Origin of the sequence: Nostoc sp. NOS(2021) (assembly GCF_017115025.1) — a bacterium.
Lineage (GTDB): Bacteria > Cyanobacteriota > Cyanobacteriia > Cyanobacteriales > Nostocaceae > Nostoc.
This window is the reverse complement of the sequence record NZ_JABXKM010000274.1, coordinates 1-17,825: the sequence shown is the minus strand read 5'-3', so window position 1 is coordinate 17,825 and position 17,825 is coordinate 1. Positions and strand designations below refer to the sequence as shown.

Sequence of the window (17,825 nt, the reverse complement as noted above, 5' to 3'; positions counted from 1 at the left end):
GGCTTATTTTAAGTAAGTTGTAGTTTTGTTGAGAAAGATCCGGGTAATGGATAGCCGCTCTTCGGGAGGGGAGATAAAGCGTAGCTTTGGCGGGGTGGGGTTCTTGGGGTTTAGTAAGTAATCAAGCGGACATGATATCAAATGCAGTTACCAAAAATTCTCCTACACCTTCTCTTTTGCTGCTGGCACAATGCCAAACTTATTTAAACCTGCATCAATTTCCCTAAGTGCTTTAAAATCCTCCTCTGGTAAAGGATAGCTGTTACTGCTGAACAAACCCCCACTGACAGCAGGCTGCTTTGACAAAAAAGAGAAAGCTTGGCGAAACTGATGCGGCTTGGCTTGAATCGGTGAATCAAAGTGGCAGGGAATAATCCACTCGAAGTCCCAACTTGCAACTTTATCAGCCCAGTCAATGGTTTCTTGCGGTGCGCGGTTGAGAATCAATGTCTGTAAAATTGGTGCGACAAACAAACGCCCATCACCTCGCAGAGCATCAAACGATCGCTGCCAATCTGACTGCCATTTAAAGGGATACAATCCAAAATGAGCTTTCCTTGAGCGTTCTGGGGCTTTCAGGGCATCTTGCAATACCTGATTCCATTGGCGTATATCTAGTGCCCTTGGTTGAAAGTACAAAGCAAACAGACAGATGCGTTGCCAACCCTTACGGCGATTTATCTGAATGTCTGCAACAATATCAGAAGCATAATCCTTGGCATGGAATAGTAAGGGATACGGATCTAATAGAACGATCGCAGGTGGATCTTCTGGGATCGAAAGCACAGAATCTGTTATTAAAAGAGTATGCGATCGCTTGTGAAAAAAAGCAACTTCCGCAAATCGACCAGGGCCAAGCTCAATCGGGCCCAGCATTGCATAATCAAACTCGTCAGCAAAGGGTGTTTTGCTACTATCATCTGGGAGTACCTGAGTTCGTTTTGGAGGTAAGCCAAGCCAGCTAAGGGGGAGATTTAGCGGGAAACTCCACTGATGGGGAGCCACAAACACCTGTGCAGTCGGAAAGTATCTGGCGAAGGGGCCGACGAAGACTTTGTGTTCTATACCAGAGATAGTAGGCAAAATGATGTACTTAACGTTACCGTGTTCTGCCACCAACTCATTCACAAGCCGGATGCACTCTGGGGTTGGTGCAACAGGCGCATAGACGATAAGACCCCCGGCTTCGAGCTTAACAACAGTCATGCGAATTGGTACAACAACGTAGAAAAAGCCCTGAATCTGGTCAAAATTCCAGATTGTGTCCTTAAGTACTTCTTTACGAATTGTCTGCCGCCTGCCATAAGGGTAGAGTGGCAAAACAGGCCATAATCCCCAGGAAAAATCCCTTGGATGAATCTGTTGTGTATTGACTATGCGTTCATCATCAGCCACTCTGCAACCCCCTCCAAATTCCCGATGCTCAAATTGTTTTTATTTGCTCTCCACGAAGTTGGAGTTTAGCAAATCCTTGAGATAATACCAATTCGCTAAATTATAGCTACAAATCATTCTCCAAGTTGCAGAAAGTGGAGAACTTATTATTATTGAACAGTCAGGTAAAGCAACAGTCACAATCATCACCTATAATGAGTTGCAGCGACCGTAAGCTCTAGAAGCCATCCTGGTTAAAAAAGCAGAACTAGAAGAATATGGATTGCTAAAACCAGCAATGAAAAATCTAGCATTTGATTTTATCAAAGACTAAAAAGAAGATATCTACACTTTAGCTGATGTCAGCCATTTCATGATCCAGAGTATGCTCATTCACTATTTAACAATGTATACTCAGGGAAAAGTTACATTATAAAATAATAATTTTGCCTATGTCATTGCAAATCAAAATCGACTACCCAGAGACAACTTACAGATGCAGGGCTATTTCATTCCAGACAGAAACAGCCCAGAACTGAAGTTCAGCGGCTCATAGCTAAATTCCGTTAAAACGGACTATAACCTATAACCTTTTCTTAGTCGTCTTTAGACAACTTTCGCTATTAGACTCAGAATTCATTCTGAGGCAGACTAGATGAGAATGAAATAGCCCTGCTTACAGATGCCTGACAACAAACACGGGAACAATTTGAATAAGAGGCTAAATGGCGATGGCAGTAAAACACGTTCTCTCTTGGACTAAACTAAAAACACAACAGCGATGACTCATTACATTTTAAAAGCCTCAAAAGAAACCGTGCATTTAGGTGGGTTTTCCCATCTGCTAGAACCAGCACTCACTATTGACTCTGGTGATACAGTTGACGTAGAAACTTATACTGGTTACTACGTTTATGACAAAGCACCACGAGAGTTTCTCACACCAGAATTTCTCGACATCTGCCAAAATCTTCTACCAGAACGCAAAATTGCTGGAGGGCCGCATTTGCTCACAGGGCCAATTTATGTGCGCGATGCCGAACCAGGGGATGTTTTAGAAGTACAATTAGATGCGATCGCACCTAGTTTACCCGTCGGCTTCAATGCCATTCGTACAGGTTGGGGAGCATTACCACATCAGTTTCCTCTACCTGCGTTGAGATTCATTCCTCTAGATTTAGCAAACAATATCGCGGAATTTCCCGCGGGTGCTGGCATAAAAATTCCCCTCAAACCGTTTTTTGGGATTCTTGGTGTCGCTACTCCAGAAACCTCTCGAACTTCTGTTCCACCAGGTTCTTACGGCGGTAATATCGACAATCGCGAATTACAAGCTGGTTCTCGTTTATTTTTGCCAATTTTCGTACCAGGTGGATTATTTTCTATTGGTGATGGGCATTCTGCACAAGGAGATGGTGAAGTAAATGTCACCGCCATTGAAACTTCTATGAACGGTAGAATTACCCTCAAACTTCGCAAGGATTTACAACTGACAACACCAATTGCCGAAACTCCAACTCATATCATCACAATGGGCTTTGCTCAAACCTTAGATGAAGCCTTAGAACTGGCTTTAAAAAATATGATTGATTTTCTGGAACGCTTCAGAAAATTGTCGTCAGAAGATGCTTATGTATTGTGTAGTTTAGCTGTGAATTTTCATATTACTCAAGTTGTGAACAGTCCCCATAAAGGTGTGCATGGAATGCTACCAAAATCAATCTTTTCCCAGAAAATTAATTTATAATTTGCAATCTAGCGACCATTTTTTATGTCTAATATCTTGATCCAACTGTTGTTAATCGGTTTAGTTTCTGGCGTTGCTGGTGGGATGTTTGGTATCGGTGGCGGCGCAATTATGATTCCGGCAATGGTATTAGTAATTGGTTTGGATCAGAAGTTAGCTACAGGAACTTCTGTGGCTGCTCAAATTTTGCCAATCGGCATTTTAGCAGCCTTAGTTTACCAGCGCAACGGTAATCTTAATATCAAATATGCCCTAATTATTGCAGTTGGTTTAATCGTGGGTAACTTCTTTGGGGCATTGTTTGCAAATCAGCCTTTTATTAGCAGCGAGTTGATGAAAAAGCTGTATGGCATCTTTGTGTTAATGATCGGTATTCGTTATTTACTGTCAAATTGAAGAGTTTAATTAAGCTTCAGCAATATCTTTGTTAAGCCATCGCCTAATTTTTCAATAGATTCTTGCTGTTTAGGATCTTTTAACGTGCCATCGGCGTTAAAAGCTTCGTAAGCTTTGGGTACAGCTATTTGGTCGGGAAGAACCAAAACTTTGATGTTTCCCAAAATAGACCGCAGGTGAACCAATCCCCGCAAACCACCAATAGCACCAGGTGAAGCGCTCATAATGCTAGCAACCTTACCTGCAAAAGCAGCCAACGATGCTTCATTTGGAGATGGACGGGATGCCCAGTCAATGGCGTTCTTCAAAACTGCTGTGAGCGAACTGTTATATTCCGGCGAAGCAATCAGCAATCCTTGATGAGAAATCATCAAGTCCTTAAAAGTGCGGGCGTTGGCTGGTAGTCCTTCTTGAGCTTCCAAATCTTCATCAAAAAGAGGTAAAGGCAAATCGCGGAGGTCTAGATAAGTCACTTCTGCGCCAGCTGCCTTAGCACCAGCCGCCGCGATTTTTACCAATTTTTTGTTGTAAGAATCAATGCGGGTGCTGCCAGCAAAGGCGAGGATTTTGGGTGTAGATGCCATAGTTAGAGGTTGAATATCAATTCAACTGCATTATCCTGTTTTCAGGCGATCGCTATTTGCTACCTTTAGATTTTCTTTAGAAACCACTCAACTGAGAACCGCGCTGAACGAATCTGGAAACAATACGGTAGTATCTGAATAACCTAAGTTTTGTTGGACAAAGGCGGATTCATGTTCCAAGAGATTGCCGCTCAAATTGCTTTTTCTGACTCATTTCCATATTTAGTTACAGTCTTAGGCATTACTAGCACAGCGGGAATATTTGGTTGGCGGTGGTGGAAACAAAAGAACACTTACAAATCTCTACAGTCCCTTCCCTCTCCTAAAAGACACTGGCTATTAGGAAATATTCCTCAAGTATTAGCAGCAGTGAAAGAGAAGAAATTCTTCCAATTATTGTTTGATTGGAGCCAGCAGCTAGGCCCAATGTATGTTTACTGGACTGGCAATCCAGTTCTCGTTTTGACTAAGCCAAAAGTTATCGAAGACACCATTGTTAATGGGATGAGAGACGGTAGCCTAATTAGGTCACAGCGAGCGAGCAAAGCTTGGAACGACATTAGTGGGCCCATTCTTTTAGGTCAAAACGGAAGTGAGTGGCAGTACAGACGCAAGGCTTGGAACCCTGAATTCAGTTCTAGCGGTCTCTCCAAATATGTGGAAATTATTAGCCAAGCTTGCGAACAAGTAATTGAGAAAATTCAGTCAGCTGCCTCACCAAAAGAAGTTCAGGTAGATCCTCTGTTTGTAGAGCTAACAATGAGGGTGATTTCCTGTCTAGTACTGGGTATTCCTGTGGATAGTAACATTGCTAGTCATGAAGGACAACCCCTTGATGTTCTCAAAGTGTACGAGGCGATGTCTATTGTAGGCTATCGGTTCCTACGGGTAGCTACTGGCGAGAAGATATGGATGAAATATCTGCCAACTAAGAATTCACAAGATTATTGGGCCGCAAGGCGATATTTAGAGGAGTTTATTACTCCCCGTGTAGACTTAGCTTTACAGATGAGAGAACAAAATCATACTGATTTAACACAGGTAAGTCCTTTGTTCCAGGAATCAATGTTGGTGAAAATAGCTGCCAAAGAACCAAAATACAATCGGGAAACACTGATAGCAGAAGTTATTGAACTTTTAATAGCTGGTACTGATACCACGGCTCATACTTTATCCTTTGCAATAGCAGAGTTGACTTTAAATCAAAGGGTTTTTCAGCAAGCACAGGCCGTTGTTGACCAAGCTTGGGAAAGTCAAGGCAGTATTAATTCAGAAAGCCTTAAGGAATTGAATTACATCCGCGCTATTATCAAGGAAACTTTGCGCCTTTATTCAGTCGCCTCTGGCTCGACTTCATTGGAGGCTCAACGTGACACTGTTATCGAGGGTACGGTTATTCCTCGTGGCACGAAAATATTCTGGTCAATGCTTGCTGCTGGACGAGATCCAGAAGTCTATTCTCATCCCGATGAATTTCTGCCAGAGCGTTGGTTAGACAAGAATAAGGAAAGTAGCGTACTTCCAATGATAGACTTTGGCTCAGGTTCTCATCGTTGCTTGGGAGAGCATTTGTCAATGCTGGAAGCAACGATGATGCTGGCACTACTGCTTTACTACTTTGACTGGGAGTTGGTCAACGGTCGATCATCTCTGGAACAGTTACAGCAGAACCTTTTGATTTATCCGCCGGATAGAATGCCGGTGCGCTTTCGGTTGAGAAAGTAGGGATAACTAAATCAATTTCTAAAGCATTTTTTCTAAGAACTGCTTGGCGCGATCGCACTGAGGATTTTGGAAAAATTCGCCAGGAGTAGTATCTTCTGCTAAACTTCCCTGGTCGAGGAACATAATCCGATTAGCAACAACTCTTGCAAAGCCCATTTCATGCGTAACGATCGCCATTGTGATTCCAGATAGCGCTAAAGCTTTGATCACTTCCAGCACATCTTTAACCATTTCGGGATCTAGGGCAGAAGTGGGTTCATCAAACAAAATCATCTCTGGTTCCATTGCTAATGCACGAGCGATCGCTACTCGCTGTTTCTGTCCCCCAGATAATTTGGATGGATAGACAGACGCTTTTGGCTCTAAACCTACCTTAGCAAGCAATTCTAAGCCTTGTTCTTCTGCTTTTTGCTTGTTTATTCCTTTCACCTTTATGGGTGCGTAGGTGACATTTTGCAGCACATTCATGTGGGGAAACAAATTAAAATGTTGAAATACCATCACCAAATGTTGGCGCACCTTCGCAATATTTACCTTGGGATTAGTGATTTCTTGGTCGTGAAAGTAGATTCTTCCTTTGGTGGGTTGTTCTAGCAAGTTTAGGCATCGCAGAAAGGTAGATTTACCTGAACCAGAAGGGCCTAATATGGCAACCACTTCGCCCTGATAAAACTCAGTGGAAATATCTTTGAGTACGTCGAGTTTGCCAAAGGATTTACATAAGAATTCCGTGCGAATTACTACATTACTCACTTTGCCGTAACCTCCTTTCTAAAGCGGATGCACCCAAAGTCATTCCCATTACTAAAACATAGTAGATTAACCCTGCAAATAGCAGTGGTTCAAAATAAATATACTTATTTGCCCCAACGATTTGGGCGCTGCGTAATATTTCCACTACCCCAATGGTTGAAACCAGTGCGGAATCTTTGAGCAATCCGATAGTTTCATTTACCAATGCGGGGAGAATGTTCTTCAATGCTTGGGGAAAAATTACATCCCACATCATCAACCAATAGGGAACACCCATAGACATCGCCGCTTCACTTTGTCCTTTATCCACCGCCTGAATTCCACCCCTGATAGTTTCCGACATATAAGCGCCAGAATTCAGAGTAAAAGTTAGCACCCCTGCCTCCAATGCGGAAATGTCATAGCCTGTAAGCTGCGGTGTTGCGTAGTAAACCAACGCCAACTGTAATAATAAAGGTGTGCCTCGAAAAACAGAGGTGTAGGCGTTAGCAACCCAGGTAAGCGGCTTGATGCCGAGAATTTTTAATAGAGACAGTATTGTTCCCCAGATTAACCCCAAGGATACAGATAATAGCGTAAACAATAAAGTTAAAGGGATTCCCCGAAGAATAAAGGGAATGTCTGGAATAATCCTGGTAAAGTCGAGATTCAATCCGCCTTTGGTAGGAGTTGAGGATACAGGATTGGCGGTAGTGTTCTGTGAAAACCACTTGGCTACTAGTTTAGCTAATGTGCCATTGTCCTTCATTTGTTGAAGAACTTTGTTAAACGGTTCTGCTAAAGAAGAACCTTTGGGAAAAGCGATCGCAGATCCACTTGCCTCCTCTGAGGGAATAATATTAAACTCTAAATCTGGGTTAGCTTGGGCGAATCCCTTAGCGACGGTATCCTCAACAATTGCTGCATCAATTCGCCCAGATTTGATTTCCTGAACTACTTCCGGCACTTTGTTGAGTTGCTTTAGCTGAATACCCGCAACTTTTTTAGCAATTTTCTGAGCATTTTGTTCCTGTATCGTTCCTAGCTGTACCCCAACCTTTTTTCCTGATAAATCTTGGGGCTGCTTCAGGTTGCTACCTTTAGGAGCGACAATCGTATCTTTAGCTTCGTAATAAATAATTGAAAAATCAATATTTTTCTGACGTTCTGGAGTTGGAGTCATCCCAGCCATTACAAAGTCAGCCCGATTTGCTTGGAGTGCAGGAATTAATCCATTAAAATCGGATTCCATGATCTGAAGTTTAAACCCTAGTTTTTGAGCAAGGGTCTTGGCAATATCTATATCAAAGCCAACGATTTGGCGTAGGCGTAGCCCGTCGTAGACATCGCCTCCTTTAGTATTATAAAACTCATAAGGAGGATAATCTGGGGAAGTAATCATCGTCAGCGTGTCTTTACCTAAAGATGAAGCAGCTTTTAGATAATTGCTATGTCCGATGATCATGTTGATTACTACTACAACCAGTATCGTTAATAGCCATACTTTCTTTTTCTTCATGGACGTGATAATTATATAACTTCAGCTAGCCAAAGAATTAAGACTCCTTAAAAATAGATAGGTATGGTTCATAAATAAAAGCTCGGTTACGTTTATTTCCAGTAACTTCTTCCACGATTCCTATATTACATAATTCTCTGACTAGAATGTTAGCGTTAGTGTATGATAATTGGGTAAATTCTTGAGCCATTTCTATATTAAAAACTGGCTTATAATAGAGTTTTTCGAGTAATGCTATAGCATTCCCTGCCTTACGATTTCCCATTCGTTCCATTACTATTTTACGATGATCTTCTTTTAAATTAACTATTTGACGAGCAACAGTAGATGCTTCCTGGGAAACTTCATATACACCTTTTAGAAAAAACTTAAGCCAGCTTTCCCAGTCCCCATTATCCCTGATAGATTGGAGATGATCGTAATATTGCAATCGGTATTTTTTGAAGTAATAAGATATATACAGTAGAGGACGTTTTAATATATTTTTTTCACATAATAAGAGAGTAATTAGTAAGCGTCCTGTTCTTCCATTGCCGTCTTCAAAAGGGTGAATTGTCTCAAATTGAGCATGAGCTAATCCAATTTTAATTAAAGCTGGCATTGGAGCAGAGTCATGTAAAAACTTCTCAAAATTACTTAAAGCTTCTTGCATATCATGGGGTGGAGGTGGAACATAAGTAGCTTCCTTTAAATTACATCTTCCCTTACCAATCCAATTTTGGCTGCGGCGAAATTCTCCTGAACCTTTTTCAGAACCTCGACCTTCTCTCAATAATTCTTTATGAATTTCACGGATCAATCGCAATGATAAAGGAAAATTATTCTCTAATCTTTCGAGTCCGTGATTAATTGCTGCAATATAGTTGACAACTTCGGTTACATCTTGCGGGTTGTCTGGTTCCACTGTACGGGATTCAAACTCAAGGACATCTATCAAAGAAGCTTGTGTTCCTTCTATCTGACTTGACAACACTGCCTCTTTACGAACATACATAAACACGAATAAGTCGGGATTAGGTAAAGCGTCTGTTGATCCATCTAAACGACCTAACGCTCTATCTGCTTGTGATAAAAGTTCTAACATTTCATCATCAATACGTAATTTGGGTATAGGCGGTAAAGGATTAGGTATAAAAGCTTTGTATCCAGTCAGCTGTTCTATGTATCTACCTGCTCTATCGGTATCAATCATATTATTGATTTCATTCACAAGAGAAAATTTTTCATCCATGTTATCAAATTCCCTTAGTATCAGCAATAAGAATTTTTTTGTGTTTATATATGATATAATCTTAAATTTAAGATTTTTAAACAAACAGCAAGTAAACTGCATGTTCCTTTTACCTTAGTTGCCTGTTGCAACTCTTACAGAGTACGCAGACACGAGAAAGCCCGTAGCTTACACAAAACTTAATTATGAATTATGAATTATGAATTATTTAATTTAGTCGCCTCCAGCAGCTTAACACTGGCATAAATAGCATCAATATAAGGTGTGGGAATTTGAGTGAGTTTTCCCAATTCTGCCACCGCGCCAACGATCGCGTCTATCTCCGTGGAACGCCCAGCTTCAATATCTTGTAGCATTGAGGTTTTGTGGGCACCAACATTTTCTGCCCCATTAATTCGCTGTTCCAAAGTGATGCCAAACTTTATACCCAAGTTTTCCGCGATCGCCTGAGTTTCAGTCATCATTTGCCGCGCTAATTCACGAGTCAGGGGATAGCGACAAATACCTTCTAGAGTAGCACCAGTCAGCGCACTGATGGGATTAAACGCCACATTCCCCCACAACTTGATCCAAATTTCCGTGCGAATTTGATTGCGGATTGGTGCTTTGAATCCTGCCTGTTTTAAAGTCTGTGCTAATAATTGGATGCGTTCTGTTTTAGTGCCGTCGATTTCACCGAGAGTAAAGCGATCGCCTTCAATATGTTTAATTACACCTGGTTCAATTATCTCAGTTGCCGGGTAAACAATACAACCGATGGCGCGGTCGGCTGTGATATTAGCTTCAATAATCCCATCTGGGTCAACAGATTGAATCCGTGTACCTTCATACTCACCGCCATGCTGACGAAAGTACCACCAAGGAACGCCATTTTGGGCTGTCACCACCATAGTATGAGCATCGTAGAGTGCAGGAAGAGAGGGTGCGATCGCAGGTACACTGTGAGCCTTGACAGTTAAAATTACTACATCTTGTGGCCCTGCTGACTGAATATCGCTAGTTGCCAAAAATGGAGTAGCAATTTGGCTAGAACCGTCTGCCATCAGCAACTTCAGCCCATTTCTTTGAATTGCTTCCAAATGAGAACCACGCGCAATCAGCGTCACTGCTTCACCTACCAGTGCCAATTTTGCCCCTAAATACCCACCGATAGCACCCGCGCCAACAATACAGATTTTCATTTTGTTTAGGGATAGTTAGCAAATAATTAATTAGTTATTTACCCTCAAACAGGTAGGCTTTGCATCGCTGACAGCAGGTGTTGATGAACAGATTTTGAAACAGCTACTATCAATCCAGGCAAGCTATAGTTTTTACAAGTATGCAGTGGCGGTAAAGTCGAACCGTCCAGAGTAGTCACAATCCAGCCAGCCTCTTTCGCAATAAAAGCGAGTGCAGCACCATCAATAAATTTGCCCGATTTGATGACTGCTCCACTCAAGTCGCCACTGAGAATACCATTGAGATTGGGAATTTGAATATCACTAGAGTAATCAGTCGCTATATCGATGACTTGATATCGATCTTTTAGTAAATGTGCGATCGAATTCATTCCCCATCCCAACAAAATAGCAGGTTTGGCAGATGTTATATGTAACGGGGCACAGGCTTCTAAGTTCATCTCCAGCATCCCTTTAAAAGCACCTTCACCTCGAAGGGCGTAAAAATAAATGTTTTGGGCAGGGGAAATGGCGAGTACTGCTTCAAAGTCATCCGAATTTAGAATACTGAGAATAATTTGGTAATTAGAATGTCCATCCATGTAAAACTTCGTGCCATCGATGGGGTCGAGTGTGACTAAATAATCACCTTCTGAACCGAGTTCGGTAGCGCGAAAATACTTGGTGTTATTAGAACTTTCATACTCTTCACCATAAAAGCGAATCTCTGGGAAAGTGCCCAGTAATACTACTTCTACCAGATTTTGAATAGCCACATCCGCATCAGTAAGGGCGGCGGCAAAAAAGTTTTTTCCTTGTTCTTTGGCGGGAAGTGCAGCAATTTTTGGTTGAAGAAAACGGGCATAGGCTGCTGCTACTTTGAGATGGGGGAGTAAAGTTTCTAAAATTAATCGAGTAGTTGGTGTTGTGGACATTGCAGCAAACTCCTTTTAGAAATAATCTACCGTTGGCACGGCGAAATAATTCTATATCTATACAAAATTACGGTATCATTTGGATGCAATTAGATCAACGTGTGCACAGCATTGCTGTGCCCCTACGAATGGTCTGTATTCTATACAATTGAGAAGTACTATAGACGAAATCAGACAATGGCAGGACTTACACAAACAATAGTCGAAAAAAGGATTTTCAGGTAGGGGCAATTCATGAATTGCCCCTACCGCGTGTAGTTTTGCATAAGTCCTAAATGGCTGTGGTTAACTGGATTTTCTGACAACAATTAACCTCTTCAAGAGAGTGAATGAAGGAGTAATTGTCAGTTTTGATTGATGGTTTTAGGAAACTTTTTCGACCTTCTTGTGAGTGAATTTGGATAGCTTGTTACGTTTGAGTACTGAAGGTGCGGCGAGAGTGCCGAGGACGAGTAAGCTAAGGATAGAAGTGGGTTCAGGAACCCTGATTATGGTTGCAGAAAAACTTATGGGTAACTCACTATCTTCCAATCCCAAATTTTCAGAACCTGGTATGATTGGCGGCGCAGAAAAAACCTCTAAATAACCTGGTGTTGGCAAAAAACTAGCGAAAAATGGACTAGAATAACTTCCGCCCGAAGTGGAATACCCAAAACCATCACCCGTTAACTGCTGAGTATTAAGACTAATTAAATTATCAACATCAAAAGGTTCGTTTCCCGGTGTTGGAGTCCCGGCGGCTTGCAGTCCAGTAATTGTTTCACCATTTCGTGTACCAGTAATTCCAGAAATTAGGTAAAAACCCAAATCGTTAGGGGTGTCATTAGTGGTAAAAGTACCACTCGCCGCTATGCCAGTACCAGAATAATTCCAGTTCCAACTTAAAGCAGAGGCGGCTGGCATTGTCCCGAAAACTAATCCAGAAGTGGTGGCGAGGACTATGGCAGATAGTACAGCTAGATTTTTCATGAAGGTCGTTAGTGCGATCGCGGATCTTGTAGAGGGTTCTCGTGTATTATACGGAAATGGTGTTATGAGTAATTTAAACATTTTTTGTGCTACCTGCAACGGCACAGGTACAATTCGCATAATCTAAATTGTCTAGAGTGAAATTGGGACAAGTAGTATTATTTGGGCAAGGGACTGACAAGAAATAAATTATCGTAAATTAAAGGGTTTAAGACCCCTACGTCTATAGGTAGCATCAGTTTCAGTCGGGGTTTAAATCCCCGTCTGAAAATGTCTTTAATTTTGAATTTTGAATTTTGAATTTTGAATTGTTAACCATCTTGTGGGGTGGGCAGGAAAGCCCGCCCTGAATATAGGACGGGTGTTCGCGTAGCGGCACGTAGTGCGGACACCCATCCCACTAGAAAATTTGGGATGTTTTTTTATTTGTCAGTCCCCAAGGAGAATTCAACAATAACGTATTAGCAGCGGTCAAATAGCCATGCCAAAGCAGCATCAACATTACTAACCTGATCCCCTGGTGGTATAGCTGGACGATTTACCATCACAATCTTCACGCCCAGTTCTCGCGCGGCAATAATCTTGGGCTTTGTGGCATCGCCACCGCTATTTTTACTGACGATAGTATCAATGTTGTGATGAATCAGGATTTGTCTTTCATTATTGAGGGTAAAGGGCCCGCGATCGCACAATATTATTCCCGGCGGCACTAAAGCATCATCGGTAGGAGGGTCAATCATCCGCATCAGAAACCAAATTTTCTCTAGGTGAGCAAAAGCGGCGATTTCTTGCCTCCCAACTGTCAAAAATACCTGCTGTGCCTGGTTTGCTACAGATGCTGCTGCGGCTTCAACGCTGTTAACTTCAATCCAGCGATCGCCACTTACTTTTTCCCAAGGCGGACGAATTAACATCAGACGGGGTACTCCGACTTCGGTTGCAGCATCTGCCGCATTGAAGGAAATCTGAGTAGCAAAAGGATGGGTTGCATCAATTAATAAGTCGATTTGCATTACTCGCAGATAGCTAGCCAATCCAGCCACACCACCGAAGCCTCCAACCCGTAAATCGCCCAACGGAACTGATGGTTTACGGGTGCGACCGGCTAGAGACGTGATTGCTTCTAACCCTTGGATAGTCGCCACTCTGGCAGCTAGTTCTGCGGCATCTCCCGTCCCACCCAGAATCAAAACGCGGATCATTGAGATAAAGGTGGAATCTTTGCCAAAATGCCCTTCTTCAGGGTTTCTGGACGCTCTGACCAAGGTAGTAAACCATCTGCTTTGACATAGTATTGACTAGCACATTCCAGTACCGCAGATGCACTACCATCAACGGCTAAATCACCAAATAAATATGTTAATTTGCCTTTGGCAGCAAAGGCAACTACGCAGGAACGATTGCAAGCACTCATACATTCAACTTCCTGAATTGGGAATTCATCTCGTAAGTCCCAATCTTGTGCAAGCTGCTGAAGTTGGTGTAGAAGTTTTTGACCACCACTTTCACCTAAGCGTTTTCCATCTTGCCAAACGCTAGCGCAAGTTTTGCAAACAAATAAAGTATGGTCAGCACTACTTAAGGGACTCGTTGGGGAAATATTTACAGTAGTAGTCATCTGTACCTCGCAGATATGTGGAACTGATAAATCTATTTCGGCGGGCATCCTGACTCACTCAATTTAGGATTTTCGATTACATCTCAAATTGGTTCACAGTTGCTCCCAAGCGCCGGATTTGCACCGAACTTTCCCCGTTACCTCTGGTAGCTGACTCCCACCAGAACCGAATAACCTTATCGATCATACACGAGGGTCATCCAAGAAAAGGATATTACCAATGCTAGAAACCGGGTTTTTGCCACAGGTGCAAGATGTCAAATTATAGAGTTCGCCTGATTTGGGTCTTTATCTTGCCTGATCACAGAAGTATATGCTATTATTGATAATTGTGTGGTTAAGGACGTATAGCTCAGTTGGTTAGAGCGCTACGTTGACATCGTAGAGGTCACTGGTTCGAATCCAGTTACGTCCATTTTAGCTTATGTACATTCACAAATTGAATGTCGTCGTTCACAAATTAGTGTCGTAACTTCTTCTAGATAACCGTTGACAAATTAATGTCGCAACATTTGAGGCTAGTCAACTATTCACTCTGGCAAGATACGATCATGCCAGCAAAATAGAAGATTATAGACTCAATTTTAACTTAAGCTAAAAAACTTTTACAATCTGTGTTGTCTGCGATCGCTATATGATCATGCATACGGAAACTTTTAGTTGCTAGTGAGACGCTGATATACTTCTGAAACTAGCCAATCTGACACCATCTTCTGAAAATCACGGTCATTCATGTAACGTGCAAAAATTGCCTCGTTTTGCTCTACTCGCTCAACAAACAGAGAATCTAACATTTGATTGAAAAGCAAGGCGAATTTGTCAGCAGAGTTTACCTGTGCTGCTTGTTGTAATTCTTCGTAATTGGCAGCAGTCTCCACAAGTTGATCAAAAAACAATTGATCGGCTTGATTAAAATCAGTACCAAAACGATTGTTGATAATGTCGATTAGCTGTGATAGTTTGACTGTATCTCCACGGACAATGCCTGTGCCGACATCCTTTGGGCCATCTAGGGGACGGGCATTACCTTTGCTTAACTCTATTGAGCCTTCACTAATTTTCTGGAGACGGTAATACTCTAGCTGGATTTCGCTATCAAAATCGTACTGTACTTCATTCGGGCGGCGTGGCAGTTTCGATGATAGGTGACGCAAAAAAATGTAGAGGCGTTCTAAATCAGAGTCTTGGTAGGGAATTATCTGGCTCAAAAAAGCGTAAAGGTTACGAAAGGCTGTCAGCTTTTTACGCCAAATTTTAGCTGCTTCTGGTTGATCGTGATCCAAAACGCAAAAGCGGTCAACGGCTGGGTCAAGTGCTGCATTCATCCCTTGATGGTCAGATATGCTCTGACGCTGTTTCGGTTTAAAGTAAATTTCACAAAAGCGTTCAACTTCCTCATTTAAATAGATCCCTAAAGCGCCTAGTTCGCTCTGGAGTTGGTAAAGTTGTTGAGGGTCTGCTTCTGCTCCTAACTCTGCACCTTCGTAAAACTGCTGAAATGCTTGGCGAATTTCTTCGCGATCGTTAATAAAGTCTAAGACAAATGTATCTTCTTTGAGTGGGTGAATGCGGTTGAGGCGAGAAAGGGTCTGTACTGCTTGAATACCCGCCAATCGCCTGTCAATATACATGGTGTGTAGCAAGGGTTGGTCAAAGCCTGTTTGATATTTTTCAGCTACAAGTAAAACCTGATACTCACTGGTAGCAAATCTTTCTGGCAATTCTTTCTCCCGAATACCGTTATTCATCTCCTGTTCACTGTAAGTTTTATCTTGAATCTTGTCGTCTGTGACTACACCTGAAAAGGCTACCAACGTTTTGATAGGATACCCTTTTTCCTGGATGTATTTGTCGAAACTCTGTTTGTAGCGCACTGCATCTAGGCGGGAGCTAGTTACTACCATTGCTTTGGCTTGACCACCGATTTTGTGCCGGGTAAAGGTGTTGAAGTGTTCCAGCATTACTTCTGTTTTCTGGGCAATATTATGCGGGTGTAGGCGCATGAACCGAGCCAGGGAGCGGGCAGCGTTTTTGCGTTCTACGTTGGGGTCGTTTTTACCGGCTTTGATCAGGTTGAAGTAGACTTTATAGGTTGTGTAGTTACGCAGGACATCAATGATAAAGCCTTCTTCTATTGCTTGACGCATAGTGTAGCGATGGAAAGGCTCTCCTCGATGACCAAAGAATTTCAGAGTTTCATGTTTTGGTGTGGCGGTAAATGCAAAGAAACTCAGGTTGGACTGATGAGAACGTTTGACTAAACTAAGAAAAAGTTCTTCTAGATTTTCTAGTCCTTCTTCCTGAGCGCGGTTACGTGCTTGGGCTTGCAACTCCTCGCCGCCAAGTACACCTTTTAATTCGGTGACTGTTTCGCCTGATTGTGAACTGTGTGCTTCATCAACGATCGCGGCATAGCGACGGGTAGGTAGAATACCACTACTTTGCTCGTTACGTTCTTCTGCTAGTTTGATTAACTGGCGAGTCACAAAGGGAAATTTTTGCAGGGTGGTGATGATGATGGGAACAGCACTTTCCAACGCTTGCGCCAACTGTCGGGAATTATCGTCGATTTTCTCGACAACGCCCTGACGATGCTCAAATTGATAAATTGCGTCTTGTAACTGCTGGTCAAGTACGCGGCGATCGCTAATTACAATTACACTATCAAAAACGCGACGGTTTTGGTCATTATATAAGGAGGCAAGGCGATGAGTCAGCCAACCAATGGTGTTACTTTTACCGCTACCTGCTGAATGTTCAATGAGATAGTTGTGTCCTACACCTTCACTCCTTGCCGCATCTACCAGTAAACGCACAGCTTGAAGTTGATGATAGCGGGGAAATATCATCGTTTCTTTTTTAAACCTGCGACCATCATTGTCTCGCTTTTCTTCTGTTTGGAGATGCAGAAATCGACACAACAGATCAAGTAGACTGTCGCGTTGTAAGACTTCTTCCCAGAGGTAAGCAGTCCGGTAATTACGTCTCTGGGAGTCTGGTGGATTACCTGCGCCGCCATCGTATCCTTTGTTAAAGGGCAAAAAGTGAGTAGCGTCTCCGGCTAGGCGTGTTGTCATCCATACTTCTTCGGTATCTACGGCAAAATGTACTAAGGTACGGCGTTTAAACTCGAAGATAGTTTCCCTAGAGTCACGGTCTTGACAGTATTGCTGTTTGGCATTTTCCACTGTTTGCCCTGTGAGCGGATTCTTTAGCTCTAAGGTGACAAGTGGGATACCATTTAGACTAAGAGTGATGTCAAGCGTTAGCGAAGCTCGCCGCAGGCATCGCTTTTTTTCTCGCTCACTGTATTGTAATTGTCGGGTGATACTAACGCAGTTGGCAGCATAGCGGGTTTCTAAGTCTGAGTTTAATCCGTGGGCAGCTTTGAAGTAGGCTATACGCAGAGTTCGACCATAGCATTTGAAGCCATGACGCAGAGTGTGTAGTGAGCCGTAAGTGTCCAGCCATTTACAGAGGTCTGTTAGCACTTGCTCACTGGTTTTTTCTTTGTGCAGTGCTTCTAATTTTTTCCATTCTTTGGGTTGAGTTTGCTGGATAAATGCGATCGCTATTTTGGGAAAAACAGCGCGAGTGCGATCGAATTTGTCTATAACGTTGACATAGCCGTGAGTGAGAAGGTGATTTTCAATTACGCTCTCAAATGCAGTTTCACCGTATCGGGCTATGTTCATTTGCGCCTCTTGTTGGGTTTGGTTTTTATCGTAGACCTCTTGCATAAATCACGCCATGTGCGACTTATTCTTGGAACCCCTCTCCAAACCTCTCCCCGTTGGCGTCAGCCTGTCGTCAGACAAGCGGAGAGAGGCTTTGA

General features: G+C 42.5%; 14 protein-coding genes, 1 tRNA gene and 1 riboswitch. Of the genes, 4 read left to right on the top strand and 11 right to left on the bottom strand.

Going from position 1 to position 17,825, the window contains the following annotated elements:
- Positions 1-162: 162 nt before the first annotated feature.
- Positions 163-1,395 carry a DUF4336 domain-containing protein gene (locus tag HWQ41_RS27280; RefSeq protein WP_292770112.1) on the bottom strand — a complete coding sequence of 411 codons (1,233 nt, stop codon included), beginning with the start codon at positions 1,393-1,395 and terminating at the stop codon, positions 163-165.
- A gap of 760 nt (positions 1,396-2,155) precedes the next feature.
- Between HWQ41_RS27280 and HWQ41_RS27275 the strand changes: the two genes are divergently transcribed.
- Both HWQ41_RS27275 and HWQ41_RS27270 read left to right on the top strand, forming a co-directional pair.
- Positions 2,156-3,121, top strand: coding sequence for an acetamidase/formamidase family protein (locus HWQ41_RS27275; RefSeq protein WP_292770110.1), 966 nt, complete (start codon positions 2,156-2,158; stop codon positions 3,119-3,121).
- A gap of 24 nt (positions 3,122-3,145) precedes the next feature.
- Complete coding sequence (locus HWQ41_RS27270; RefSeq protein WP_292770108.1) at positions 3,146-3,517, top strand: sulfite exporter TauE/SafE family protein; 372 nt, start codon at positions 3,146-3,148, stop codon at positions 3,515-3,517.
- 5 nt (positions 3,518-3,522) lie between these two features.
- Here the strand turns inward: HWQ41_RS27270 and HWQ41_RS27265 are convergent, their stop codons facing one another.
- A complete protein-coding gene (locus HWQ41_RS27265) occupies positions 3,523-4,101 on the bottom strand; it encodes an NAD(P)H-dependent oxidoreductase (protein ID WP_292770106.1) in 579 nt (192 codons plus the stop codon).
- A gap of 171 nt (positions 4,102-4,272) precedes the next feature.
- On the opposite strand from HWQ41_RS27265, the gene HWQ41_RS27260 reads away from it, so the two are divergent.
- On the top strand, positions 4,273-5,826 hold the full coding sequence (locus tag HWQ41_RS27260) for a cytochrome P450 (protein WP_292770104.1): 1,554 nt from the start codon (positions 4,273-4,275) through the stop codon (positions 5,824-5,826).
- A gap of 18 nt (positions 5,827-5,844) precedes the next feature.
- Here the strand turns inward: HWQ41_RS27260 and HWQ41_RS27255 are convergent, their stop codons facing one another.
- The 8 genes from HWQ41_RS27255 to HWQ41_RS27220 form a co-directional block, all read right to left on the bottom strand.
- The gene (locus HWQ41_RS27255; RefSeq protein WP_292770102.1) at positions 5,845-6,579 is read right to left on the bottom strand and encodes an amino acid ABC transporter ATP-binding protein; all 735 of its coding nucleotides are present in this window, start codon (positions 6,577-6,579) and stop codon (positions 5,845-5,847) included.
- Entirely contained in the window at positions 6,572-8,077 is a 1,506-nt protein-coding gene (locus tag HWQ41_RS27250; protein WP_292770100.1) for an ABC transporter permease subunit, read from the bottom strand. Before HWQ41_RS27250 ends, HWQ41_RS27255 begins: the two co-directional genes overlap by 8 nt.
- 37 nt (positions 8,078-8,114) lie before the next feature.
- Entirely contained in the window at positions 8,115-9,410 is a 1,296-nt protein-coding gene (locus tag HWQ41_RS27245; protein WP_292770098.1) for a Fic family protein, read from the bottom strand.
- A 95-nt stretch (positions 9,411-9,505) separates the two neighbouring features.
- Positions 9,506-10,489, bottom strand: a complete 984-nt coding sequence (locus HWQ41_RS27240; protein ID WP_292770096.1) for a 2-dehydropantoate 2-reductase — start codon at positions 10,487-10,489, stop codon at positions 9,506-9,508.
- A gap of 44 nt (positions 10,490-10,533) precedes the next feature.
- Positions 10,534-11,403, bottom strand: a complete 870-nt coding sequence (locus HWQ41_RS27235) for an inositol monophosphatase family protein (RefSeq protein WP_292770094.1) — start codon at positions 11,401-11,403, stop codon at positions 10,534-10,536.
- Between the two features lie 363 nt (positions 11,404-11,766).
- Complete coding sequence (locus HWQ41_RS27230) at positions 11,767-12,492, bottom strand: PEP-CTERM sorting domain-containing protein (RefSeq protein WP_292770092.1); 726 nt, start codon at positions 12,490-12,492, stop codon at positions 11,767-11,769.
- A 341-nt stretch (positions 12,493-12,833) separates the two neighbouring features.
- On the bottom strand, positions 12,834-13,574 hold the full coding sequence (locus HWQ41_RS27225; protein ID WP_292770090.1) for a cobalt-precorrin-6A reductase: 741 nt from the start codon (positions 13,572-13,574) through the stop codon (positions 12,834-12,836).
- Positions 13,571-13,990 (bottom strand): DUF1636 domain-containing protein, encoded by a 420-nt coding sequence (locus HWQ41_RS27220; protein WP_292770114.1) that lies wholly within the window; start codon positions 13,988-13,990, stop codon positions 13,571-13,573. The genes HWQ41_RS27225 and HWQ41_RS27220 overlap by 4 nt, the downstream gene beginning before the upstream one ends.
- 21 nt (positions 13,991-14,011) lie before the next feature.
- Positions 14,012-14,176: riboswitch (cobalamin riboswitch) on the bottom strand.
- 155 nt (positions 14,177-14,331) lie between these two features.
- On the opposite strand from HWQ41_RS27220, the gene HWQ41_RS27215 reads away from it, so the two are divergent.
- Positions 14,332-14,405: transfer RNA gene (locus HWQ41_RS27215), tRNA-Val, on the top strand.
- 241 nt (positions 14,406-14,646) lie between these two features.
- Here the strand turns inward: HWQ41_RS27215 and HWQ41_RS27210 are convergent.
- Positions 14,647-17,730 (bottom strand): type I restriction endonuclease, encoded by a 3,084-nt coding sequence (locus HWQ41_RS27210; protein WP_292770088.1) that lies wholly within the window; start codon positions 17,728-17,730, stop codon positions 14,647-14,649.
- Positions 17,731-17,825: the final 95 nt, after the last annotated feature.